Source organism: Paracoccus sp. C2R09 (assembly GCF_018860625.1).
Classification (GTDB): domain Bacteria; phylum Pseudomonadota; class Alphaproteobacteria; order Rhodobacterales; family Rhodobacteraceae; genus Paracoccus.
The window spans coordinates 65,288-90,038 of the sequence record NZ_JAHKQB010000024.1 but is presented as its reverse complement, the minus strand read 5'-3'; the positions used below and the strand labels follow the sequence as shown (position 1 = coordinate 90,038).

Sequence of the window (24,751 nt, the reverse complement as noted above, 5' to 3'; positions counted from 1 at the left end):
GAATGAATTTCGGAACCGCCTTCGAGGGCAAGCGCGTGGTCGTCACCGGTGCAAGCGGTATCATGGGTCGCGCGCTGGCCGACCAGTTCGAGGCGAACGGCGCGATCGTCTGCCGGACCGATCTGGACGTGGAGGGCATGCCGGGCTTTGCCGTGGCTGCCGATCTGACCGACGATGCCGGGCTGGATCACCTGCTGGATGCCGTCGCCGCCGAATGGGGTGCGCCGGACGCGGTCATCAACAATGCCGCGCTCTATCCGTCCGCCTTCATGCTGGACATGGAGGTTGCGGATTGGGACCGGATCATGTCCGTGAACCTGCGCGCGCCCTTCGTGCTGACGCGGGGCTTCGCGCTGCAGATGATCAAGGCGGGCGTTAGGGGCAATGTCATCAACATCTCGTCGGGGGCGGCGCGCAAGATGCGGCGCACCATGGTGACCTATTGCATGTCCAAGACCGCGCTGGACCGGCTGACCAAGGGCTTCGCGCTGGAGCTGGCCGAGTTCGGCATCCGCGTGAACGCGCTGGAACCGGGCTTCGCCGCGGGCAGCGCCGTGTCCAGCCTGCCCAAGGAACATGTCGAACGCGTGATGGCGAACATCCCCCTGGGCCACGAGACCACGGCCGAGGATGTGGGCAACGCGGCGCTGTATCTGGCGTCCGACGCGGCGCGCAACGTGACCGGCGCGACCCTGTCGGTCGATGGCGGCAATTCGGCGGGCAGCCTCGATGTCTATCAGGACAAGAAGTCGCCGCTATGATCTGGTCGCCCGCCCCCTATCCCTGGCCCGATGGCAGGCGCGCCGCCGCGTGCTTCAGCGTCGATGTCGATGCGCTCTCGCCCTATCTGTGGGCCACGCGGGACGCGCGCCCCGATACGATCGCCGTGCCGGAACATCGCATGGCGGGGATGCGGCGCGGCCTGTCGCGGATGACCGACATGCTGGCGCGGCTGGATGTTCGCGGCAGCTTCTTCGTTCCTGCGGTCGTCGCGCGCGAGAATCCCGGCCTGCTGCCGGGCCTGGTCGAACGCGGCCACGAGGTCGCGCTGCATGGCGATTGGCACGAACAGGTGGGCGACATCTCGGACCAGCAGTTCACCGACGCGCTGGAGGCCTCGGTCGAGGTCTTCGTGGCCCAGACCGGCCAGCGTCCCACCGGGTTTCGGTCCCCTGCATGGGAAATGACGCCGCACATGCTGCGCGAATTGCGGCGGCTGGATTTGTGGGATTCCTCGCTGATGGGGGACGACGTTCCCTACGACATCGAAGGCGTGACCGAATTGCCGGTCCGGTGGGATATCGACGACGCGATCTTCTTCAAGTTCCTGGGCGCGGGCGACCGCGCGCCGCGCTCGCATCTGGAAATCGGCGAAGGCTGGTCCTCAGAGCTGTCTTCGGCCCGTCGCCACGGCACGCTGTTCATGATGACCGTCCACGACTGGATCTGCGGACGGCCTGCGCGGATCGACATGCTCGAGGATCTGTGGCGAGAGATCGTGGACAGCCCCGACATCTGGGTCGCCACCTGCGGGGATCTGGCCCGCCACCATCGCGGCCTGACCGAACGGCCCCGCCACGCGCTGACGCAGCTTCCCGTTCACAGTTCCAAGGGATCATCCGATGATTGATACAGCAGCCACCCGTGGCGTCGCGCAGGCCTGGTCGCTGAGCAAGCCGCAGGCGACCGGCACGCGCGGCATCGTCGCGGCCCAGCACCGCGAGGCAGCCGAGACCGGCGCCCGCATCCTGTCGCAGGGCGGCAATGCCATGGACGCCGCGGTTGCCGCGGCCCTCGTCCTGTCGGTGGTCGAACCGTGGCTGTCGGGGATCGGCGGCGGCGGCTTCCTGCTGCATGGCGCGGCGGACGGAACGGTGGATGCCCTGGACTTCAACCTGAGATCGCCGCTGGCCACCGATCCTGCCGATTATCCCCTGGCCGGCGGATCGGATGGCGACTGGTTCGACTGGCCCGCCGTGCGCGACAATCGCAACATTTCTGGCGGGACCTCGATCTGCACGCCGGGCGCGGTGGCGGGACTGGCCGCCGGGCTGGAACGGTTCGGGACCATGTCCTGGGCGGATGTCGTGGCACCGGCCGTCCAGATCGCGGAACGCGGGATGGTGGTCGACTGGTTCGCGGATCTGGCCTTCGCCATCGACCGCCCGAACCTTCTGGGCAACAGCGCGGCGACGATGCTGTTCCTCAACCCCGAGATCCGCCAGCCGCACCCGGACACGGCATCGGCCAAGCTGCTGCCGATGCCGAACAAGGCGGCGGTCCTGCGCCGGTTGGCCGAACGCGGCCCGCGCGACTTCTACGAGGGCGAGACCGCCGCGCTGATCCTGGAAGATCTGTCGCAGATCGGGTCGGTGCTGACGGCATCCGACCTGCGCGATTACCGCGTCGAATGGAAGAAGCCGCAGGTCCAGACCTATCGCGACAGGCAGGTCTGCGTCATCCCGGGCCTGTCGGGCGGGCCCAGCCTTCTGCATGCGCTGGCCGAATTGCAGGATCGCGACATGGCCGCCATGTCCGATGCCCGGCAATCGGCCGCCCATGCGGTGGCCTGCCGCAGGGCCTATGAACACCGGCTGACGACGATGGGCCACGCGGCCGCCACCGAGGATTGCACCAGCCATCTGTCGGTCGTCGATGCGGCCGGGAACATGGTGTCGCTGACCAATACGCTGCTGTCGCGCTTCGGGTCCAAGGTCGTGCTGCCGCAGACCGATATCGTGATGAACAACGGCATGATGTGGTTCGATCCGCGCCCCGGGCAGCCGAACTCGATCGCGCCGGGGGTCAAGCCGCTGGCCAACATGTCGCCGGTCATCGCCCTACGCGACGGCCGCCCCGAGATCGCGCTTGGTGCGGCAGGGGGGCGGCAGATCTTTCCGGCGGTGCTTCAGATCCTGTCCCACCTGATCGACCGGGGCGACAGCCCGGAAATGGCGGTCGCCCGCCCGCGCATGGATGCCAGCACGGCCACGATCCTGGTGGATCGCCGTGCGGCGGCGGATGTGGCCACCGCGATCAGCGAACATCACCCTGTGCAGCTGACGGACGATACCGTCTATCCGGTGCAGTTCGCGATCCCGTCCCTGGTTCAGGCGGGTCGCGCGGACGGCACGGCGGCAGGTGCCGCGCATCCGGTCAGCCCCTGGGCCGCCGCGGTGGCCGCGACATGAGCCTGCTGGAGGTCACGGATCTTGCGGTCGCCGCCGGATCGCTGCAGCTGGTCGATGGCGTCACGCTGGACGTCCGGCCCGGCGAGGTGGTGGCCCTGGTGGGCGAAAGCGGGTCGGGAAAGTCGCTGACCGCGCTGTCGGTCATGGGGCTTCTGCCCGAGGCGCTTCGCGTCACCGGCGGCAGCATCCGCTTCGACGGTGCGCCGGTTCATGTCACGGGCGGTCGGGACATGGCGGCGCTGCGCGGGAACGGCCTTGCGATGATCTTCCAGGAGCCCGTGTCGTCGCTGAACCCATTGATGCCCATCGGCGATCAGGTCGCCGAGAGCCTGATCGTCCATGGCCGCGCGACGCCGTCCGAGGCCGCGAAGGAGGCCGTGCGGATGCTGGGCCGCGTGGGCATCCCGGATCCCGAACGCCGGGCGCATCAGCTGCCTGCCGAACTGTCGGGCGGCATGTGTCAGCGGGTGATGATCGCCGCGGCGCTGATCTCTCGGCCGCGGTTGCTGATCGCGGATGAACCGACGACCGCGCTGGATGTGACGATCCAGGCCCAGATCCTGGACCTGATCCGCGATCTGGCCCGGGAAGAGGGCACCGCCGTCCTGATGATCACGCATGACATGGGCATCGTGGCCGAAATGGCCGACCGCGTCTGCGTCATGTATGGCGGCCGCGTGGTCGAACAGGGCCGTGTCGAAGCGATCTTCGGCCAGCCCAGCCACTCTATACCGCGATGCTGCTGCGCACGATCCCGCGCCTGGACCACCCGCCCAAGCAGGAGCTGTTCGCCATTCCGGGCAATGTTCCCAGCCCCCGGAACTGGCCCGAGGGTTGCCGCTTCAAGACCCGCTGCGACCGGGCCACGGCACAGTGCGATGCCACGCCCGCCCTGTCCCATGGGCCGCATCGCGTGGCCTGCTTTCACCCCCTGTCCGAGGGCATGACATGACCCCATTGCTGGAACTTCAGGATCTCAAGGTGCACTGGCCGGGCAGGGGCGGCAGATGGGGAAGCCCGGCAGCCGTCACCCGCGCGGTGGACGGCGTCAGCCTGCGGATCCACGAGGGCGAGACGGTGGCCGTCGTGGGTGAATCGGGATGCGGCAAGTCCACGACGGGGAATGCCGCGCTTGGGCTTGCGCCGGTGACCGAAGGGCGCATCCTGTTCGAGGGGCAGGATCTGGGCCTGTTGTCCGGCGCGGAACGTCGCGCGCTGTGGCAGAAGATGCAGGTGGTGTTCCAGGACCCCGTGTCGGCGCTGAACCCGCGCATGTCGATCGCGCGCAGCATCGCCGAACCGCTGGTCATCAATGGCTGGGCGCGCGACCGGGTGCGCCGCCGGGTGGATGAACTCATGGACCTGGTCGGCCTGAACCCCGACCAGCGCGACCGGCGTCCGACCGCGCTGTCGGGGGGCCAGCGCCAGCGGGTCGTCATCGCCCGTGCGCTTGCGTTGTCGCCCCGGCTGGTGATCTGCGACGAACCCGTCAGCGCGCTGGACGTGTCGATCCAGAGCCAGATCCTGAACCTGCTGCTGCGGCTGCAGCGCGAGCTTGGCCTCAGCTATCTTTTCATCTCGCATGATCTGAGCGTGGTGCGGCACATCGCGGATCGCGTCTGCGTCATGTATCTGGGCATCATCGTCGAAGAGGGCCCCGCGACCGAAGTATTCGCCCATCCGCACCACCCCTATACCCGCGCGCTGATCAGTGCGATTCCACGCGCCGACATCTCGCGCAGGGATCGCGATGCCCGGATCATCCTGAAGGGGGACCTGCCCAGCCCGCTGAACCCGCCCCCGGGCTGCCCCTTCGCGACGCGCTGCCCGAAGGTCATGCCGGAATGTTCCGCCGCGCGCCCGCCGCTGGAACGCATGGGACCGGATCGCAGCGTGCGCTGCATCGCGCCCGACTGAGGGCGGGCGCGATAGGGCGCCCCCCGGTCAGGCCGCCATGTAGGTGCGGAACCACGCGACCATGCGTTCCTCGGCCAGCCTGGCCGCGGCCTCGTCGTATCGCGGGGTCGTATCGTTGTGGAAACCGTGGTTCACGCCGGGATAGATATGCGCCTCGTAGCGTTTGTCGTTCTGTTCCAGCGCCTTCTGGAAGTCGGGCCACATCGCGTTGATGCGCTGGTCCAGCGCGGCCAGCTGGATCATCAGCGGGGCCTCGATCGCGGCGACCTGTTCGGCACTGGGCGCCGCGCCATAGAAGGGCACCCCCGCCGCCATCTCGGGATAGGCCACGGCCAGCTTGTTCACCACGCCGCCGCCATAGCAGAAGCCCGTCGCGCCGACCTTGCCGTTCGTGCCCTCCAGCTGCGTCAGGTATTCGAACCCCGCGAAGAAATCGTTCAGCAGCGCCGCCTGATCAAGGGTCGCCTGCATTTCCCGACCCTTGTCGTCGCTGCCGGGATACCCGCCAAGGGACGACAGGCCGTCCGGACCCATCGCGACGAAACCGGCCTTGGCCAACCTGCGGACCACATCGCGGATATAGGGGTTGAGGCCGCGGTTCTCGTGGATCACCAGGACGGCCGCGGGCGGATTCTCGGGGTCGAACTGCGCGGGCCGGACAAGATATGCGCCGACATCGCCGGTCCCGTCGGGGCTGGGATAGGTGATCTCGGACTCCGCGATATCGGGATCGTCCTCGGCCACCTGCTGCGCCAGCGCGTAATTCGGCGCAAGTGTGCCGAGGATCGCGGCGGCGGTCAGCCCGCCCACGGCCCATTTCCCGGCACGGTCCAGAAACTCTCGTTTCGAGATCTTGCCATGCGCGTAATAGTCGTAGAGGTCGAGCAATTCCTGGTCGAAATCCGCCGCCGTCAGCCGGCGTGCCGTGGTTGCTTCGGTCATCGTTGGATCTCCGTCGGGGTGAATGCGGAAATCCTAGCACGCAATTCCTGCGTGACCGTTCACATTCACGTCCGGGTCCGCGCCCGGTCGGAACAGGGCGCGGCGATGATCATTCGGCCAGCGATTTCGTGGCGCGAAAGACCACTTCGATCCCGCGGGCCAGCTGGTCGTAATCCGTCCATTCCTCAGGGGTATGAGAGATCCCGCCCCGGCTGGGCACGAAGATCAACCCGACAGGTGCGATCCGCGACAGGACCATCGCGTCATGGCCCGCACCGCTCGGCATGTCGCGCCAGGCCAGCCCGCATCCTTCAGCGCCGGCGATCAGGCGTTCGCGGATCTCGTCCGACATGGGGGTTTCGGGCACCGACAGCAGTTCGGCCACATTCACGCCAAAGCCCGCGTCGCCCAGCAGGCTCAGACGGGCGCGGATGGCGGTCTTGATCCGTTTCACCGTGGCCGCGTCCGGTGCGCGCATGTCGATGCTGAAGGTTGCCGCATCGGGAATGACATTCGCCCCGCCCGGTTGCACTTCCAGCTGGCCTACCGTGACGACGGCCCGCGGGTCGATCCCGTGGCAGAGCTCGGGAAGGCCCGCGATGACGCCGGCGGATGCGACGAGCGCGTCGCGCCGCCCGGGCATGGGGGTTGTGCCCGCATGGCCCGCCGAGCCGGTGATGCGCACCTCGAATTGCGACAGTGCCACGATCGAGGTGACGATGCCCACCGCATCGCCCGTCCGTTCAAGCACCGGCCCCTGTTCGATATGCAGTTCCAGAAAGGCATGGATGCCGCCCTTCGGGATCACGGCCGCGGGCGCGTCGGCCAGGTTCAGGCCGAACCCCTCCATCGCCTGCCCAAGCGTGATGCCCCTTGCATCGGACATGCCGCCAAGCGTGTTCGCCCCGACCTGACCCGTCAGGATACGTGATCCCAGCAGACCGCCGCCGAAACGGCCGCCTTCCTCCTCTATCATCGCGACGAACTCGACCGGACGGCGCGGGCGGATACCCTGATCGCGCAGGCAGAAGGCCGTCTCGATCCCGGCGACGACGCCCGCGGGGCCGTCGAAGGCCCCGCCGTTCGGCACGCTGTCGATATGGGACCCGACCAGCACGGGGGCCAGCGACGGATCGCTGCCCTCGAGCCGCCCGAACAGGTTCCCGACCGCGTCGATGCGCGTTGCAAGCCCCGCCTCCTGCATGCGGCCCTGCAGGTAATCCAGCGCGTCGCGGTGCTGCGGGCTGTAGGTCAGCCGCGTGGTCCCCTTGCCGGGACTGGCCGTAAAGGCGGCGATGTCCTCGATCATCGCCTGGACGCGTTTCTCGTTCACATGAAAGGTCATCACAGAAGCCCCGCGAAGATGCCGGCCAGAAGGACCGAGACGATGGTGACGGTCACGAAGCCCGCGACCAGCATGGGTGGCAGCATATGCGCCGACAGGACGGCGCGCTCATCCTCTTGATCCGACAACGCGTTCACCACCTCGTTGGTGATCACGTAATCCGCCGGGAAACCGTAAAGCGCGGTCAACGAGCATGCAAAGGCCATTTCGGGGGTGCTGCCCAACAGCTTGCCCGCGACGAACGAGAGGACATACATCCCCGCGATGCCTAGGACGATCGCACCGAACATGGGCGCGGCAAGGTCCAGCAGCATCTCGGGCGTGGCACGGTTCAGGCCGCCCAGGATGAAAAGCATCAGCACCATGATCACGAAGCCGAAGGAATTGGCAAGCTGCAGGGGCTGGCGTTCTAGGAACCCTGCCGAGGATGCGATCACCCCTGCCACAAGGCACAGAACGAAGGGGCTGACGTCGAAATAGGGCGCGATCAGCTGCGATGCGCCCCAGGCGAGGAAGGCCACGAAGCCCAGGCGGAAAAGCTGGAAATAGACCGTGTTGTATTCGACGGGCAGCCTGCGGAACATCGACGGCATCGAGGCAGGCCCTGCCTTGGGCGCCGGGGCGGATTGCGCCGCGCCGGTCCAGCGGCCCTGCCGGTGCAGGGCCAGGACGCGACGGCCTTCACGCTGCAGCATCCACGATGTCAACGGATATCCGACGAAGCCCTGCATCACGTAGATCAGGATCGCCAGCACCGCGAGGCTTTCGAAACCCGCATTCGCGGCGGCCTCGGACATGATCAGCGACGAGACGACGCCCCCGGTCAGGGGTGGGACGACCACCACGAGGGTCTCGTAATCCAGAAACAGCCGGCCCACGGTGAACAGCATCGCCGCGATCCCCGCGATGCCCGCCAGCGCGATCGCGACGGTCCGCCACTGGCGGCGAAGCTCGGCAAAGGACAGAAGCGTGCCCATGTTGGTGATCAGCAGATACATCGACAGATAGACGATCGGCGTGCCGAAGCCCGCCACCTGCACGATATCCTCGGGAAAGAACGTCCAGTAGCCGACCAGGAACAGCACCGCCGCCACGAAGATCGACGGCAGGCGCGACCGCGTCCGGGTGGCGGCGATATCGCCGATGAAGAGGATCAGCGTCAGGATCGCGAAGGCGGCAAGTTGGGGCATGGTTTCCTGTTCCGGACTGGGGGATTGGGCGTTCGGGCCGATAGTTACATCCAAATGGATGTTATTCGCAAGGAGCGGCATTCCAGGGGTCCGCTGCGCGAAAGATTGCAACCGCACGGGCGCGTGATTACCAATGAGGGTTCGCGGAATTGCGGGGTGCAGATTGCGATACGAGGCCGACGAGATCCTGCGCGAGACCTTCGCGTCCGAGCTGCGATACCTGATGGCGGTCAGCCATATCGTGCTGGCCAACAACCAGGTCGCGAACCGCTTCTTCGAAAAGACCTATCGGATGCCGGTCCACGCCTGGTCGACGCTCTATGCCGTGGTCAGGTTTCCGGGGCTGCTGGCGCGTGACGTGCAGCTGCTGTTTCCGCGCCCGCAGAATTCGGTCAGCCGGGCGGTGACGCTGCTGCGTGAACGGGGTTGGATCACCGCCGAGACGAGCGATGCGGATACGCGTGCCAAGCAGCTCTATCCGACAGAAGAAGGCCGCCGGGTGCTGGCGCGGATCGAAGGCAGGGTGCTGCAGCGCCAGTCCGAGGTGTTCGGCGTCCTGACCGAAGAGGAGCGGGACCAGTTCCTGACGCTGTGCCGGAAGGTCATCCTGGGCGGTGGCCTTATGGCGACCGAGGCGATGTCGCCCGGGGCAGAGGTCGATCCGGAACGACCGTCACGAGGCTGATGCGACCCGGTCGCCGCAGGCAATCGGGGGCAGGGGTTCGGCCAGCGGCACGGCAGTCACCTGCAGCGTCAGCGTGGCGGGCGCCGCCGGGCCGTCCGGGGCATTCGTCCCTGCCAGATCGGCGGCGTCCGGATCCCGGCGAAACTGCAGGGGCAAGGCCAGCGACCCGGCACGGCCCGAGCTGTCCTTCAGCTGGTCGTCGATGCTGATCCCGCCGGTCGCGCCGAAAAAGCGGTCCGAGCGGATGCGCAGGTGCTGCTGCAGGGCGACGCTGACGCCGGGATCGCGTCCCGCATGAAGCGTAAGGTCCGGCATGAGGTCGAACGCGAAGCCTTCGCGCGACGCGACCCCGCGTTCCGGGTCGAAGCTGTGCCCGCCCAGTTCGATCAGGCCGGTGACATCCCGGTCGGCGCGGTCGTCGAAGCGGAAATTGCCCGTCAGCGTCATCCCCGAGACTTGGACGACAAGGGCATTTGCGTCGATCTGCCTGCGCATCTCCTGTGCCATCGGACCCAGCACCGGATCGTTCACGGCGCGGCTCAGGTCAGCCTGAAAGGCCCGCAGGGTCGGAGAGGTCCGTGCTGCAAGACGGTCGTTGATGATCGCATAATTCCCGGTCAGCTGCCGCGCCTCGGTGCAGGTGGCCATCCGGCGGTCTTCGGACAATTGCGCCAGGATCAGATCGCGCGTCTGTTGCGGCGCCACCCTGTGCAGATCGCGGTTCTTCTGCCGCAGGCCCGATTGCAGTGCCGCAAGGGTTTCGGCCTTCTGCTCGGTGATGACCTCGCGCAGCTCGAGCTCGAACTCTTCTCGGTTCAGAACCTCGTCCAGCTGGATCATGGCCATGTCCGCCGCGACCCATGCGGCCGCGCCGCCGATCGCCGTGCAGGCCAGCGCGAACGGACCGGCAGGGGCGCAGGCCGCCGCACCGGTTCCGGCGCCCGCAAGGATCGAACCGCCCTTCATCGCGCCCTTGGTGGCAGCCTTGGCGGCGATCCGGGTGCCCACCTTCTTGGCGATGGTCCGGCCGAGCATTCCGACCGCCGCACCCCCGGCCAATCCGACGCCTGCGGCGACAGGCTTGGTCAGGGCTGCCCTTTGGGTCGCATCGCGCAGCACCACGGCGATGACAGCTCCGGGATCGACGCCGTCCCATATGGCTTCCATATCGACCTGCAGGGCCTTGGCGTATTGCTGCGCAAAGATGCTGTCGGCCTGATCGGCGGCATTCCTGACATGGTCCGGCAGACCGGCGGTCAGCATGTTTTCGACATCCATGTCGAGCTGTCTGGCGGCCACCGCCGCAAGTTCGGCATATTCGCCCCGAATACTGTAATGCAGGTTCAGGAATTCGGGGATCCTGTCGAAGACGGGCTGGAAAGCCTCGTCCACCAGAAGCTCCAGCTGTTGCCCGGTGGCACCGGCCGCGTCGTCCGCGGCGGTGCGCAATATCTCCTCCAGCCTGGCGGCCCTGGCCGTGCCGATGGCGATACCCTTGCCAGAGAGGTCATGCGCGCGCTGCGCGGCGACAAGCTGCAGCGCCACGGTGATCGTGATCAGCACGGCCATGGTCCCGCGGAAGATGCGCACAGGCCGGTTGCGGCGATCAGGCGAGGAGCGGGCCGCAAGGACGCCATCCGTCAGCACCGCCGCGGCGCGCGCGCCGACGATCCCGACCAGCGCCGCATCGATGCTGACCACCGCCGGAAGCCACCGATGCTGCGTGTTGTCGATCGCGATCCACAGCTTCAGCGTCTCCAGCAGGTGAAGCGGAAAGAAGGCCGCCTGCAGGGGCATCCCGACCTCGGGCATCCGGGCCAGCGCAATACCGGGCAGATCCCGAAGCCCCGCCGTCAGCAGCTCGGGCGGATGGGCGGTGATGTAATAGAAACCGGCGGCCTTGAGCGCGATGATCGGCGCGGCTCCGATCACGGTTGCCAGCGCGATCGCCATCCGTCGGTCGAACGGGTCGCGAAGGTGCCGCCCGCACCGGTGTCGTGCCAGCACATAGATGCCGGATGCCAACACGGCCCCCAAGGGAAGCACCCAGAACTCGGATCCGCGGGCGGTCATGGCTTCGAAGGCCAACAGGGTGATCGTCACGGCGGCAAAGACCGCGGCACCGGATGCAGCCCCGATCCGACCGGTCAGGATCCGCGGGCCCCATGAGGTTTCCTGCCAGACGCTGTCCTGCAGGGCGCGATAGGTCTGCCGGGCGATCCGCGCATGCGCCGCGAACAGCGCATAGCCCAGTGGCAGCAGCACGACCAGCATCGCCGCCCCCATCGGCGCCGCGCTTCGCCACGTCAGCAGCGACAGCGCGATGATGGCCGCGGGCGTGAACATGGGGGCAAGGCGTCGCAACATGATGCGGGTTCTAGCCCTTGGGCCGGTCGGGTGGAACAGCCATGATCGTGATGCCGGGACCGCGCTGCCCGAATATCAGGCAGATACCCCCCTTGGGCTTACATTCATCATGACGAATTGTTGACACCCGGGGTCGCCCTCGGACAGTCTGGTCGAAAGATACAGGCATTCGAGCCCCGCGATCCGCGCCGTTCCAACGGTGTCGGATCCGGGGCTTTATTCGTTCGAGGCTCAGGGTGAAACGACAGATCGATCTCGGAATTCTCTTCTCTCGCTCGGGCAGCTACAGCCTTCTGGGGCAGGCGAGCCATGCGGGTGCCATGCGCGCGATCGCGGATGTGAACGGGGATCGGGATCTGGATATCTTCTTCCGCCCGGTGGTCCGCGATCCGCAGGGCAATGTCGATGCCTATGCCACCCTCTGTGCCGAGATCCTGCGCGAGGGGCGCGCGCGTCATATCGTCGGGTGCACCACCAGCTGGAGCCGCAAGGAGGTCATCCCGACCCTGGAGCGGCTGGATGGCGCGCTGTGGTATCCCGTCCCGCACGAAGGCTTCGAGGCCTCGGACCGGGTCTGCTATACCCATGCCTGCCCGAACCAGCATCTCGTTCCGCTTCTGGATTACGTGTTCGAACAGCACGGCACGCGCGGCTACCTGACCGGCGCGAACTATATCTGGGGCTGGGAGATGAACCGCCTTGCGCGAGAGATCATCCTGCGCGCGGACGGGGCGGTCTTGGGCGAACGCTACGTCCCGCTCGGCTCGACCGAACTGACCCGCATCGTCGAGGAGATCGCCGATCTGCGGCCCGATTTCGTGCTGAACCAGCTGATCGGACCGTCGCAATACGCCTTCCTGCAGGCGATGCAGGTCCTGCGCCAGCGCGATCCGTTCTTCGGTCGGGGCAATTGCCCGGTCCTGTCCTGCAACCTGACCGAATGCGAATTGCCCGCCATGGGCGCCGCATCCGAGGGCATGCTGGCGGCGGGTCCGTGGTTCCGGGGGATGAAGGCGGATCTTGGCGCGGGCGATTTCGGGTCGTCGCTGGAACTGACGGCCTATGCCTCGGTCAGGATGCTGGCACGGCTGCTGGCACATCGTCCGGGGGCCGAGGATCTGCCGTTGACCGCGCTTCTGGCCCAGGAGATGGCGGCGTGCATGGGCATCGACCGGCGCACGCATCACGTCCGGCTGCCCGTGGTCATCGCCCGGATCGAGAATGGCAGCTTCGTCCCGCTGCGCCGGCTCGAACCGATCGACGGCGATCCCTATCTGACTCAACCGCGAAAACCCCCGCGGGCCAGATTGCGGGTGGTCACGTGACCCGGCGGCTTCAGATCCCCGATCTGGCCGGGGCCGTGGCCGCGATCCTGCACCGTCCCCATCCGGCGGTGGATGCGCTGACCCGCCAACTTGGGGTGATCGGTCTGCAGGTCCAGAACCATTGGCCCGACCTGCCTTCGGCCGCACGCGGTGCCGATTACCTTTTCATCGATGTCGATACCGCCCATGACGACCAATTTCCCTGGGACAGCGGCGATGCCCCGATGCCGACCATCGCGCTGATCGGATCCGAGGCGCCGGGCCGGATCGAATGGTTGATGAATTTCGGGGCCGATGCCCAGATCCTGAAGCCCGTCGGGGCAGGGGGCGTCTATTCCGCGCTGCTGATCGCCCGCGCCACGTTCGACGCCCGCGCCGAGATGGCCGACAGCATCGACAGCCTGCGCCGCAGGCTGGGCCAGCGCCAGACCGTCGTGCGCGCGGTCGCAATGCTGGCGGCGCGCGGCAAGTCCGACGAGGCGGCCTATGCCCAGCTGCGGGCGATGGCGATGGCCTGGCGCATCAGCTTCGAGGACGCCGCCGAACGCATCGTGGCCGATGCCGCCACACCCACCGAGGAGAAGGACAATGGCTGACACGGCCCATATCCCCGCGCGTGCGCCCGTGGCCCCCGCGGGGGTGATGCGCAGGCTGATGCGACGCAAGCTGGCGCTGTTCGGCCTGGCGATCATCGCGATCGTCCTGGGCGGTGCGATCTTCGCCCCATGGATCGTGCGCTACGGCCCCGACGAGCAGCTGTTCGAGGGGCTGACCCTGCAAGGCGCGCCCATGCCGCCCGACGCGCAGTTCCTGATGGGGACCGACCTGCTGGGCCGCGACCTGTTCAGCCGCATCCTCTATGGCGCGCGGACATCGCTGATCATCGGGGTCGTGGCCAACGGGACGGCGCTGATCATCGGCACGCTGGTGGGCCTGACCGCCGGTTTCGTCCGGGGCTGGGTGGGGGCCGTGCTGATGCGCTTCACCGACCTGATGATGGCCTTTCCCGCGCTGCTGCTGGCGATCTGCCTTGCCGCGATCTTCCAGCCGTCGCTGTGGATCGTGGCCATGGTGATCGCGCTGGTGAACTGGGTGCAGACAGCGCGCGTGGTCTATACCGAGACGACCAGCCTGTCTGAGCGCGAATTCATCGCCGCCGAACGCACCCTGGGCGCATCGCAATGGCGCATCCTGTTCCACCACATCCTGCCGCATCTCGTGCCCACGCTGATCGTGTGGGGCACGCTCGGGATCTCGGTCACGGTCCTTCTCGAGGCGACGCTCAGCTTCCTCGGGGTGGGCGTGCAGCCGCCGACGCCCAGCTGGGGCAACATCATCTTCGAGAACCAGACCTTTTTCCAGGCCGCGCCCTGGCTGGTCTTCATTCCGGGCGCCGCGATCCTGCTGCTGGCGCTGGCCTTCAACCTTGTGGGCGATGCGCTGCGCGAAGTGCTGGACCCGACCCAGAGGGGACGCGACTGATGGCCGGATACCTTCTTCGCCGCATCGTCCAGGCGGTGCTGATCCTGCTGGGCGTCAGCTTCATCACCTTCGTGCTTCTCTATGTGCTGCCGGCCGACCCGGTGCGCCAGATCGCGGGGCGTTCCGCGACCCAGCAGACGGTCGAGAATATCCGCGCGCAGCTGGGGCTCGACCAACCCATGCTGGTGCAATACGGGCGTTACCTGGCCGGGCTGGTGCAGGGCGACATGGGGCGCAGCTACCTGCAGAAGACCGAGGTGTCCTCGTTGATCTCGGCGCGGCTGCCGGCCTCGCTTCTGCTGATGGCGGGGGGCATCCTGTGCGAGCTGGCGATCGGCCTGACATTGGGTGTGATCGCCGCGATCTGGCGCGGGCGCCCGCTGGACCAGGGCCTGATGGTCACCAGCTTCGTCGCCGTCTCGGCCCCGCAATTCGTGGTGGGCCTGCTGCTTCTCTACGTGTTCGCGGTGCAGCTGGGCTGGTTCCCCATCGGGGGCTATGGCACGGCCGCGCATCTGGTGCTGCCTGCCGTGACCCTGGGGATCATGGGGTCGGGCTGGTATTCGCGCATGATGCGGTCCTCGATGATCGAGGTCCTGCGCCAGGACTATATCCGCACCGCGCGCGCCAAGGGCCTGACCCGCGGGCGCATCCTGTTCCGCCATGCGCTGCCCAATGCCATCCTTCCGATCATCGCCATGATCGGGATCGATATCGGCATCTTCATGGGCGGCATGGTCGTCGTCGAGAGCGTCTTCGGCTGGCCCGGCATCGGGCAGCTTGCATGGCAGGCGATCCAGCGCGTCGACATTCCGATCATCATGGGGGTCACGATGGTCTCGGCCACCGCCATCGTGCTGGGCAACCTGCTGGCCGATATAGTCACCCCCCTCATCGATCCGCGCATCAAGATGCGGTGACTGCAACCGACTGCAAACCAACAGGGAAAACCAAGATGAAGAAACTGCTTCTTTCCTCGGCGCTGATGGGCGTCATGGCGCTGCCCGCGATGGCACAGGACTATGCGCCCGACCCGGATGCGACGCCGGGCGGCACGATCACCGTCACCTACAAGGACGACGTGGCCACGCTGGATCCGGCCATCGGCTATGACTGGCAGAACTGGTCGATGATCAAGTCGCTGTTCGACGGGCTGATGGACTATGTTCCCGGCACGACCGAGCTGCGTCCGGGCCTTGCCGAAAGCTACGAGGTGTCCGAGGACGGCACCGTCTTCACCTTCACGCTGCGTTCCGGCGTGACCTTCCACAATGGCCGCGAGATGACGGCCGAGGACGTGAAGTATTCGCTGGACCGCGTGACCGATCCCGCAACCCAATCCCCCGGCGCGGGCTTCTTCGCCTCGATCGCGGGCTTCGATGCCGTGACGGCGGGCGAGGCCGAGGGCCTGTCCGGCGTCGAGGTCGTCGATCCGCTGACCCTGCGCATCACCCTGTCGCGGCCCGATGCGACCTTCCTGCATGTCATGGCGCTGAACTTCGCATCCGTCGTCCCCCGCGAGGCGGTCGAGGAATTCGGCGCTGATTTCGGGAAGAACCCCGTCGGAACGGGTGCCTTCAGCCTTGGCGAATGGACCATCGGCCAGCGCCTGACATTCCAGAGGAACGAGGATTACTGGCGCGACGGCGTGCCTTATCTGGACGGCGTCACCTTCGAGGTGGGGCAGGAGCCGATCGTCGCCCTGCTGCGCCTGCAGCAGGGCGAGGTGGACGTGCCGGGCGACGGCATCCCTCCCGCCAAGTTCCAAGAGGTGATGGCCGATCCCGACCAGGCCGCGCGCGTCGTCGAGGGCGGCCAGCTGCATACCGGCTATATCACGCTGAACGTCGCACAGGCGCCCTTCGACCAGCTGCCCGTGCGCGAGGCCGTGAACATGGCCATCAACAAGGAGCGCATCGTCCAGATCATCAACGGTCGCGCGGTTCCCGCCAACCAGCCTCTGCCGCCCTCGATGCCGGGCTATACCGAAGGGTTCGAGGGCTTTGCGTACGACCCCGAGGCCGCCAAGGCCAAGCTGGCCGAGGCCGGGATGGAGGACGGCTTCACCACGCAGCTCTATGTGATGAACACCGATCCCAACCCGCGCATCGCCCAGGCGATCCAGCAGGACCTGAAGGGCATCGGCGTCGATGTCGAGATCCGCAGCCTGGCCCAGGCCAATGTGATCGAGGCCGGCGGCGCGGGCGAGGCACCGATGATCTGGTCGGGCGGCATGGCATGGATCGCGGATTTCCCTGATCCTTCAAACTTCTATGGCCCGATCCTCGGATGTGCTGGAACCGGGGACGGTGGCTGGAACTGGTCCAAGTTCTGCAATGAGGAGATCGACGCCATGGCGACCGAGGCCGACAGCATGATGGATCCGTCCGACCCCGCGCGGCTCGAGATGTGGTCGCAGGTCTATCAGAACGTGATGGCCGAAGCCCCCTGGGTGCCCGTCTTCAACGAACAGCGCTATACGATGAAATCGGCGCGCATGGGGGGCGATGACGCGCTCTATGTCGATCCGGTCTCGATCCCCGTGAACTACGATTACGTCTATGTGACCGAGTAAGACCCATGTGCAAGCACTGCAACTATACCATCCACGGCGCGCAGCATCATTTCGGCTGGGACAATTCCATTGCCCCGGTCGAGACGGTCGCGCCGGGATCGACGATCCTGTTCAACTGCATGGATTCATCGGCGGGCCAGCTTGGCCCGTCGAGCACGGTGGCGGATGTCGCCGCGCTGGATTTCAGCAAGATCAACCCGGTATCCGGCCCCATCCATGTCGATGGGGCCGAGCCCGGCGATGCGCTGAAGATCACGTTGGATCATTTCGCGCCCCGCCGGCAGGAGGGCAGCGCCTGGGGCTGGACCGCCAACATCCCCGGCTTCGGCCTTCTGGCCGATCAGTTCACGGATCCTGCGCTGACCATCTGGAAATACGATGCCGACACCCTGACCCCCGCGCTGTGGGGGGAACATGGCAAGGTGGCCCTGAAGCCCTTTACCGGGACCATTGGCGTGGCACAGGCCGAACCGGGGCTGCATTCCATCGTCCCGCCGCGTCGCACGGGCGGAAACCTCGATATCCGCGATCTGGCCAGGGGAACGACATTGTATCTGCCGGTGGAGGTCGCGGGCGCACTGTTCTCGGTCGGTGATACGCATGCGGCACAGGGCGATGGCGAGGTCTGCGGAACGGCCATCGAAAGCCCGATGGACGTGACGCTGACGCTGGACCTGGTCAAGGGCGCGAACCTGAAGATGCCGCGCTTCACCACGCCCGGACCCGTCACGCGCCATCTGGATGCCAAGGGATACGAGGTCACCACCGGCATCGGCCCCGACCTGATGACGGGTGCAAGGCAGGCGGTCGAACAGATGGTCGATCTGCTTTGCGCGCAGCACGGGATGGCGGCGGTCGATGCCTATATGCTGGTATCCACCTGCGGCGATCTGCGGATCTCGGAAATCGTGGACATGCCGAACTGGGTCGTCTCGTTCTATTTCCCGCGGTCCGTCTTCGAATGAGCGTGGCGGATCAAGGAAAGGCGCCGCTTCTGTCGGTGCGCGGGCTGACGGTCTCGGTCCGCGACAGGGGGGTTCTGCGTCCCCTCGTCGCGGATCTGGATTTCGACCTGCATCCGGGCGAGACATTGGCCATCGCGGGCGAGAGCGGGTCGGGCAAGTCGATCACATCGCTTGCGCTGATGGGGCTGCTGCCCAACAACGTGACGGTCAGCGCGGGGCAGATGCTGCTGGACGGGACCGATCTGGGCGCCCTGTCCGAAGCCCGGCTGCGCGAAATGCGCGGGTCGCGTATCGCGATGATCTTTCAGGAACCCATGACCTCGTTGAACCCGGTCCAGACCATCGGCACCCAGCTGACCGAGGCGATCCGCGCGCACGAACCCGTGTCGCGGCGCAAGGCCCGGCAGGCGGCGACCGAGGCGCTGCGCCAGGTCCGCATTCCCGAACCCGAACGACGCATGGGGCAGTATCCGCACGAATTGTCAGGCGGCATGCGTCAGCGGGTGATGATCGCGATGGCCCTTGCGCTTCGGCCCGCGCTGCTGATCGCGGATGAGCCGACGACCGCGCTGGATGTGACTGTCCAGCAAGAAGTGCTCGATCTGCTGCGCGACCTGCAGCGGGAAACCGGCACCGCGGTGATCCTGATCACCCATGACATGGGGGTGGTGGCCGAAACCGCCGACCGGGTCGTCGTCATGCAGGCCGGGCGCATGGTCGAAAGCGGCCCGACCGCCCGGATATTCGATGCGCCGCGCGCATCATATACGCGCGAATTGCTGGCCGCGGTGCCGCGTCTGGGCGCGGGCAGGCTGCGCGCCATGCCGGCCCCGCCGGAAACGCCGCAGCCCGTCGCGCGACTGACCGATGTCTCGGTCCGGTTCGACATCGGGGCGAACCTGATCGGACGCCCGACCCATCAGGTTCATGCGGTGAACGGCGTCAGCTTCGACATCCGCCCCGGCGAGACCTTCGGCCTGGTGGGCGAGAGCGGTTGCGGGAAATCCACGATCGCGAAGGCGCTGACCGGTCTGGTTCCGCATGGCGGCCGGATCGAGGTTCAGGGTGCCGTCATCGACAGATCCTCGCGCGCGGCGCGCAAGGCCGGGTGCCGCGACATGCAGATGGTGTTCCAGGATCCGATGGCCGCGCTGGACCCGCGGATGAAGGTCGGCGATGCCGTGGCGGAACCGCTGCTCATCCATGGGATCGGCGATCATGCCGCAAGACAGGCGCGCGCCGCCGAGCTGTTCGAGCGCGTGGGCCTGACGCGCGATCAGATGTCCCGCTATCCGCATGAATTCTCGGGCGGGCAACGGCAGCGGATCTGCGTCGCGCGGGCGCTGGCGTTGAAACCTAGGCTGATCATCTGCGACGAGAGCGTGTCGGCGCTGGACGTGTCGGTCCAGGCGCGCGTGCTGACCCTTCTGGAGGAACTGAAGGCCGAGCTGGGCATGTCCTATCTGTTCATCAGCCATGACATGGCCGTGGTCGAGAATGTCGTCGACCGCGTCGCCGTGATGTATCTGGGCCAGATCGTCGAGATGGGCAGCCGCGACCAGGTCTTCGGCGATCCGCGTCACCCCTATACGAAGCGGATCCTGAACGCGGTGCCCGTCCCGGATCCCGCGCAGAGGGGCATGCGGGTGCCATCCCCACCCCGAGAGATCCCGTCGCCGATCCATCCGATGGGCACGCGGCCTGCATCGGTGCCGCTGCGCGACATGGGCGAAGGGCATCTGGTGGCGCAGTGAACATGCCGGCAGGCGTGTCCACGGCGGCAGATCGCGATGTCAAGCTGTCCTTCCTGCAGCATACAACCCATGGTTGCGCGGCAATCCGCCGGCGGTTCGGCAGCATGCCGCCGCTGCGGGCCAGGCTTTACTGACTCTTAAGGGGCGACGCGCTAGGTGGCTCGGCCAGATGAAAACGACCTGAGGAAAAGCAGCGCATGCCAATCGATATCACGCCGGGCCAGTTGGGCCTTGCCACTCCGTTCGGAGAATTGCTGGGGAATTCGACCGCCGAGATGGAGGCCGAGCTACAGGACTATGTCGAACTGGGGGTGGACTGGGTCAGGCTCGACATCCATTGGAGCCTTGTCCAGCCGACCGAGAATGGCGGCTTCGACTGGACCCTGGTCGACCGCGTCTTCGGCGCAATCGAGGAAAGCGGCATTGCGATCACGGCAGTGCTGAACAACACGCCCGATTGGGTCGGCGACACGCTGTCCACCGCCGCCGATCAGGAGGCCTTCGGCCGCTTTGCCGCGGCAGCCGCCGAACGCTACGATACCACGGTCGACCATTGGGAGATCCTGAACGAGCAGAACAAGGCAGGCATCGCCCCTGACGATTACGCGAAGGTGCTGGAAAAGGCCTATGACGCGATCAAGGCGGTCGATGCGGACGATGTGGTGATCACCGGCGGTCTGGCCGCCGTTCCCTCGACCGGAGGCGGGATGTGGGGCGCGGTCGATTACCTGCAGCAGATCTACGATGCCGGGGGCCAGGATCATTTCGACGCGGTCGGATACCACCCCTACAGCTTCCCCCTGATGCCCAGCAGCGACAAGGCGTGGAACGGCTGGCAGATCATGGAGGACGGCATCCGCGATACCATGATCGCCGAGGGTGACGCGGACAAGCAGGTCTGGATCACCGAATTCGGCGCCAAGACGGAGGGCAGCGGCGTGACCGTGACCGAAGCCGAGGCCGCCGAGATGCTGCGCGAGGCGGTGGAGCTTGCCCAGGACAGCGATTGGGCCGGCCCGATCATGTGGTTCTCGTACGAGGATTCGGATTTCGAACCGGGTTTCGGTCTTCGGGACGGCGACGGAAACACGCGCGCGGCCTATGATGTCTTTGCCGAACTGGGCAATGCCGTGGAATCCGAGAAGGTGGTTTCGCCGGCCCCGACCCCGGCCCCGTCTGAAGTCGCGTCGGTGACCGAGGCGGAGGATCAGCCCGAGGCGCAGTCCGTCGAGAAGGAAGCCGCGGTCGAGCCGGTTTCGGCGGGCGTGACGATCACGGGCACCAACGGGAACGATCGCCTGCAGGGCGGCGATGGCGACGACGTGCTGAGCGGCGGCGGCGGGCAGGACACGCTGACCGGGGGTGCAGGCGCCGACAGCTTCGTCTTCGACCGGGCCGGAATGTGGCACAACATCCGCGACTGGGAGGATGGCGATGTCATCGACCTGTCGGCCATCGATGCGGATACGACCAGCGCGGGCCAACAGGATTTCGACTTCATCGGGTCCGATTGGCTGAAGGATGCGGGCGATCTGGGCGTCTATGTCGACGCGGCGAACGACCGGACCTATGTGCAGGCCAATGTCAACAAGGGTGCCGGGTTCGAAATCAGCATCGTTCTGGAAGGTCAGCATCACCTGAGCGAAGCGGATTTCATCCTCTGACGGGTCATTCCTGAAACCGATGTCGGGCGTCACGGTGCCCGGCATCCTGCCGCAGCAATGCCGCATAGAGCGCTGCCATATCAGCGGCCATGCGTTCCGCAGTATAGCGCGCTAGGTAACGGTTGCGCCCATTGCGCCCGAAGCGCGTCAGGTCGTCATCCGAGGCCATGCGGATCAGCCGCACGATCCCGGCGGCATCGTCTGGTTCGAACAGGCGCCCGGTTTCCCCGTCCAGCACGATGTCCTGAAGTCCGCCGACACAGCTGGCGAATACTGCCGTCCCCGCCTGCATCGCCTCGGCGGCCACAAGGCCGAACCCCTCCCACCGCGACGGAACCAGCAGCAGGTCCGCGCGGCGATAGAGGTCGAACACCGCCGCGCGGCTCTGCCATCCAAGGATCTGCACGTTGTCCGGAATTTCGGGCATGTCGCCCTTCGACGTGATGATGCTGCCGATGGCGATGGCGTCTGCCTCGTCCCGCAGCTGGCGCATGACATCGAGGAAGGTGTCGAAACCCTTCTGCCGGTCGAAGCGCCCGGCAAAGGCGATCAGTCGGCGGGTTCCCTGGCGTTCAGTCGGGGTCGAAACGGATGCGCGCGGGCTGATGCCGTTTTCCACGACGACAAGGCGGTCCGACGGGATGCCATGGGCTCCGGCCTCGCGCCGTTCGTGGTCCGAGATGCAGACAATGCTGTCGCAGCATCGCGCAAGCCCGCGTTCGATGGCCGCGAAGCCCCGGCGTGACAGGCCGGACCCCGTGCGGGCGAAGGCCCAGCCATGCGGGCAATAGATGACGCGGGTGCGCTTCGGCATCAGGGGCTTCAGCACGCGGATCGCGGCCCCGGCGAAGGTCGAGTGGATATGCAGGATGTCCGGCCGGGTTCGGCGCACATGGCGCAAGGTCGTCGCGGCCAGCTTCATCAGCGCCAGGGGTGACCTGCCACCGTAATCGAAGGCGATCATCCGGAAATTGTCGCCATCCAGATCGGACAGGGCGTCGCGGTTGATCTCTGGCGTGATCAGGTCGATCCGCATGTCCGGGTCCGACCGCAGCTGCGCGCCAAGCAGTTCGTCCAGATAGGACACGACCCCCCCCAGAGGGGCCTCGGTGACATGGACCACATGGGCGGGCTTGCGGGAGGCCTCAGGCATTGCGTGCCCGGGTCAGGCGGTCGCGCAACCGGCCATACAGGCCCGGCGCGCCGCCCCGTGCCAGCAGCATCGCGGCGCGCTTGGGCGTCAAACTGCCGTGACGAACCGCCGCCGCCAGCATCGAGGCCCCCTGAAGCGGTCGGCTGCGCAGGATCTGGGGTGCCAGGAACCGCGCGAGGTATCCCCGCCTGGCCCGCGGCGTCAGCCGGTCCGATTGCATATCCGCCCATTCGCGCAGTTCGGCGGTCGAGGTGGTATAGCTCAGCCTGCCCACCGGCGTGTCGTCATGCCAGGTGACCAGCGGCTCGGGGACCATGCGGAACCTGGCCCCCGCCTCTTCCAGGCGCAGGCAGAGGTCCAGGTCCTCGAGGCAGCGCAGCGTCGGGTCGAACTGCACCTGCAGGAACAGCGCGCGCGGCACCACGAGCGTGGATGTCTGCATCAGCCCGTCATCGGCAAAAAGATAGTCCCCCACGGGTTCATCATCACCGATGGGGCGCGGCGGCTTGACCATCCGGTTCCCCTCGCCCCGGTCGAAGAAGAGAGGGGAGTACCAGACCGTTCCGTCAGCATCGCCATCAGCATGGATCGCGTCATGGATGCTGGCCAGCTTTTCGGACAGGAATTCGTCATCTGAATCGAGAAATGCGAGGAAGCTTCCGCCTGCTTCCTGCGCCCCCTTGTTGCGCGCGGCGGACGCGCCCGCATTTGCCTGCCTGATACAGCGAATGCGGATATCTTGCATTGCCTCGACCAGATCGGACGTTCCGTCCGTCGAACCGTCATCGACGACGATAATCTCGAAATCGGCAAAACGCTGCGCAATGCAGGAATCGATCGTCCGCCCGATTCGATCCGCACGGTTAAATACGGGAATCACGATCGAAAAATACGGCAACCCCGCATCAATCCGATCCTGGCCACCGAAATCGTCGGGCATTCACATATCCCTGCACATAACATTTCTGCAAATTTTTGCTGCAATGCAGCGAAAAGGCTATTGTTCATATTCAGATACAATCACGGCGGGTATTTTCGCAGGTCGTATCTTGGGCATTCATCTTAAATCGTGCGGGCGGCTTGCATGTCAATCTGGAATTAATCCAGATATCGGTTAATGATGCCTGAAGCAGTAGCGAGTTTCGATTCACATGTTCGATCAGTTCAAGCTTTCGGTCGTGATCCCAAACCTCGACCGCGCGGTATCGCTGGTCCGCGCGGTCCAATCGGTTCGCGACGACAGTCCCGAGGCCGAGATCGTCGTGGTCGACGATTGTTCACAGGCCGATCTGTCCGCAGAATACGGGCGGCTGCAGGCAGAAGGCGTCCTCATCTTTCGACAGCCCGTCCGGATGCGTGGCGGCGCGGCGCGCAATCGCGGCGTGCGCGAGGCCACGGGGACGCATGTCAGCTTCCTCGATTCGGACGATGTCTGGATGCCGGGGCGCCACGACCGGATCCGCGATTTCTTTGCGCAGCCGGGAACCGAGAAGACCGTCCTGATCAGCGCGGCGCTGCTGCATATCGACGGAGAGATCCGTCACCCCTATCAACCTCCCTGGCGGGATGGCAGCACGCTTGTCGATTACGCCTATCGCGACATGGGGCGGGTGCAGACCTCGATGCTGAACATGCCACGCCAGATGGTGCTGGATTGCCCCTGGAACGAGGAACTGCGCGTGAACCAGGACACCGATCTGGCGATGCGGCTGGATCGCGCGGGGGCGTCCTTTCAGGTCGACCCCGAGCCCGGCGTCATCAAGGAGGAAAGCCCCAGTCCCACGCGCCTGACCAACGGCCGAGAGACCGCGGACAGATCCCATGCATGGTATCGGCGCGAATCCGGGGATTGGTCAGCGGCCGCAAAAAGCGGCTATCACCTGCAGGATCGGGTCTGGCGCCTTGCGGATTCCGGGCGAAACCGAGAGGCGTTCGTGGCATTGGCCCGCAGTCTCGTGCCGCCGGTATCGCCGCGGGAAACGGCGCGGAGGGCGCTGAGCATGTTGGCAGGGCCCGCGCTCTATGCCCGGATGCGGCGGGGGTATCGTGCGAAATCGGGGGCGGATGCCGCGGTCGATCCGGCACTGGCCGCGCAACTGGACCGCTGGCGCGATCTGGATGCGCGGGCGCAGGCATTCTGCGATGATGCGAAATCGGGCAAACAGGGCACGCCGCCAACCATGCAGGGGGCATGAG

21 protein-coding genes and 1 pseudogene are annotated in these 24,751 nt (G+C 66.3%); 16 read left to right on the top strand and 6 right to left on the bottom strand.

The window, feature by feature from the left end:
• Positions 1-2 precede the first annotated feature (2 nt).
• The 6 genes and pseudogenes from KO490_RS09750 to KO490_RS09730 all read left to right on the top strand — a co-directional run bounded on the left by KO490_RS09750 (position 3) and on the right by KO490_RS09730 (position 5,108).
• Positions 3-761, top strand: coding sequence for an SDR family NAD(P)-dependent oxidoreductase (locus KO490_RS09750; RefSeq protein WP_216019231.1), 759 nt, complete (start codon positions 3-5; stop codon positions 759-761).
• Complete coding sequence (locus KO490_RS09745) at positions 758-1,630, top strand: polysaccharide deacetylase family protein (RefSeq protein ID WP_216019230.1); 873 nt, start codon at positions 758-760, stop codon at positions 1,628-1,630. The genes KO490_RS09750 and KO490_RS09745 overlap by 4 nt, the downstream gene beginning before the upstream one ends.
• Complete coding sequence (locus tag KO490_RS09740; protein ID WP_216019229.1) at positions 1,623-3,191, top strand: gamma-glutamyltransferase; 1,569 nt, start codon at positions 1,623-1,625, stop codon at positions 3,189-3,191. The genes KO490_RS09745 and KO490_RS09740 overlap by 8 nt, the downstream gene beginning before the upstream one ends.
• Positions 3,188-3,766 (top strand): annotated as a pseudogene (locus KO490_RS16470) (ABC transporter ATP-binding protein); the annotation flags it as partial. The gene KO490_RS09740 and the pseudogene KO490_RS16470, both read left to right, overlap by 4 nt.
• A gap of 161 nt (positions 3,767-3,927) precedes the next feature.
• Complete coding sequence (locus tag KO490_RS16465; protein ID WP_252727104.1) at positions 3,928-4,143, top strand: oligopeptide/dipeptide ABC transporter ATP-binding protein; 216 nt, start codon at positions 3,928-3,930, stop codon at positions 4,141-4,143.
• The gene (locus KO490_RS09730; protein WP_216019228.1) at positions 4,140-5,108 is read left to right on the top strand and encodes an ABC transporter ATP-binding protein; all 969 of its coding nucleotides are present in this window, start codon (positions 4,140-4,142) and stop codon (positions 5,106-5,108) included. The genes KO490_RS16465 and KO490_RS09730 overlap by 4 nt, the downstream gene beginning before the upstream one ends.
• A gap of 27 nt (positions 5,109-5,135) precedes the next feature.
• On the opposite strand, the gene yghX is transcribed toward KO490_RS09730, so the two are convergent.
• From yghX to KO490_RS09715, 3 genes are all read right to left on the bottom strand, one after another.
• Positions 5,136-6,050: a YghX family hydrolase gene (gene yghX, locus KO490_RS09725; protein WP_216019227.1), complete on the bottom strand. Its 915-nt coding sequence runs from the start codon at positions 6,048-6,050 to the stop codon at positions 5,136-5,138.
• A gap of 109 nt (positions 6,051-6,159) precedes the next feature.
• A complete protein-coding gene (locus KO490_RS09720; RefSeq protein ID WP_216019226.1) occupies positions 6,160-7,395 on the bottom strand; it encodes a Zn-dependent hydrolase in 1,236 nt (411 codons plus the stop codon).
• Positions 7,395-8,585, bottom strand: a complete 1,191-nt coding sequence (locus KO490_RS09715) for a hypothetical protein (protein ID WP_216019225.1) — start codon at positions 8,583-8,585, stop codon at positions 7,395-7,397. The genes KO490_RS09720 and KO490_RS09715 overlap by 1 nt, the downstream gene beginning before the upstream one ends.
• Before the next feature lie 133 nt (positions 8,586-8,718).
• On the opposite strand from KO490_RS09715, the gene KO490_RS09710 reads away from it, so the two are divergent.
• Positions 8,719-9,270 (top strand): MarR family winged helix-turn-helix transcriptional regulator, encoded by a 552-nt coding sequence (locus KO490_RS09710; RefSeq protein ID WP_216019224.1) that lies wholly within the window; start codon positions 8,719-8,721, stop codon positions 9,268-9,270.
• On the opposite strand, the gene KO490_RS09705 is transcribed toward KO490_RS09710, so the two are convergent.
• A complete protein-coding gene (locus tag KO490_RS09705) occupies positions 9,259-11,637 on the bottom strand; it encodes a hypothetical protein (RefSeq protein ID WP_216019223.1) in 2,379 nt (792 codons plus the stop codon). The genes KO490_RS09710 and KO490_RS09705 overlap by 12 nt on opposite strands.
• A 236-nt stretch (positions 11,638-11,873) precedes the next feature.
• Between KO490_RS09705 and KO490_RS09700 the strand changes: the two genes are divergently transcribed.
• The 8 genes from KO490_RS09700 (at position 11,874) to KO490_RS09665 (ending at position 21,402) form a co-directional block, all read left to right on the top strand.
• Positions 11,874-12,962, top strand: a complete 1,089-nt coding sequence (locus tag KO490_RS09700) for a transporter substrate-binding protein (RefSeq protein WP_216019222.1) — start codon at positions 11,874-11,876, stop codon at positions 12,960-12,962.
• Positions 12,959-13,558 carry an ANTAR domain-containing response regulator gene (locus tag KO490_RS09695; RefSeq protein WP_216019221.1) on the top strand — a complete coding sequence of 200 codons (600 nt, stop codon included), beginning with the start codon at positions 12,959-12,961 and terminating at the stop codon, positions 13,556-13,558. The genes KO490_RS09700 and KO490_RS09695 overlap by 4 nt, the downstream gene beginning before the upstream one ends.
• A complete protein-coding gene (locus KO490_RS09690) occupies positions 13,551-14,444 on the top strand; it encodes an ABC transporter permease (RefSeq protein ID WP_368500161.1) in 894 nt (297 codons plus the stop codon). Before KO490_RS09695 ends, KO490_RS09690 begins: the two co-directional genes overlap by 8 nt.
• On the top strand, positions 14,444-15,364 hold the full coding sequence (locus KO490_RS09685) for an ABC transporter permease (RefSeq protein ID WP_216019220.1): 921 nt from the start codon (positions 14,444-14,446) through the stop codon (positions 15,362-15,364). The genes KO490_RS09690 and KO490_RS09685 overlap by 1 nt, the downstream gene beginning before the upstream one ends.
• 35 nt (positions 15,365-15,399) lie before the next feature.
• Entirely contained in the window at positions 15,400-17,019 is a 1,620-nt protein-coding gene (locus tag KO490_RS09680) for an ABC transporter substrate-binding protein (RefSeq protein WP_216019219.1), read from the top strand.
• Between the two features lie 5 nt (positions 17,020-17,024).
• Positions 17,025-17,984 carry an acetamidase/formamidase family protein gene (locus KO490_RS09675; protein WP_216019218.1) on the top strand — a complete coding sequence of 320 codons (960 nt, stop codon included), beginning with the start codon at positions 17,025-17,027 and terminating at the stop codon, positions 17,982-17,984.
• On the top strand, positions 17,981-19,738 hold the full coding sequence (locus tag KO490_RS09670; RefSeq protein ID WP_216019217.1) for an ABC transporter ATP-binding protein: 1,758 nt from the start codon (positions 17,981-17,983) through the stop codon (positions 19,736-19,738). Before KO490_RS09675 ends, KO490_RS09670 begins: the two co-directional genes overlap by 4 nt.
• A gap of 197 nt (positions 19,739-19,935) precedes the next feature.
• Positions 19,936-21,402: a cellulase family glycosylhydrolase gene (locus tag KO490_RS09665; protein WP_216019216.1), complete on the top strand. Its 1,467-nt coding sequence runs from the start codon at positions 19,936-19,938 to the stop codon at positions 21,400-21,402.
• Positions 21,403-21,406: 4 nt separating this feature from the next.
• Here KO490_RS09665 and KO490_RS09660 read toward each other — a convergent pair whose 3' ends face one another.
• Positions 21,407-22,555, bottom strand: a complete 1,149-nt coding sequence (locus KO490_RS09660) for a glycosyltransferase family 4 protein (RefSeq protein WP_216019215.1) — start codon at positions 22,553-22,555, stop codon at positions 21,407-21,409.
• A complete protein-coding gene (locus tag KO490_RS09655) occupies positions 22,548-23,495 on the bottom strand; it encodes a glycosyltransferase (RefSeq protein ID WP_216019214.1) in 948 nt (315 codons plus the stop codon). Before KO490_RS09655 ends, KO490_RS09660 begins: the two co-directional genes overlap by 8 nt.
• Positions 23,496-23,706: 211 nt before the next feature.
• On the opposite strand from KO490_RS09655, the gene KO490_RS09650 reads away from it, so the two are divergent.
• Positions 23,707-24,750: a glycosyltransferase gene (locus KO490_RS09650; RefSeq protein ID WP_216019213.1), complete on the top strand. Its 1,044-nt coding sequence runs from the start codon at positions 23,707-23,709 to the stop codon at positions 24,748-24,750.
• The last annotated feature ends 1 nt before the right edge of the window (position 24,751 follow it).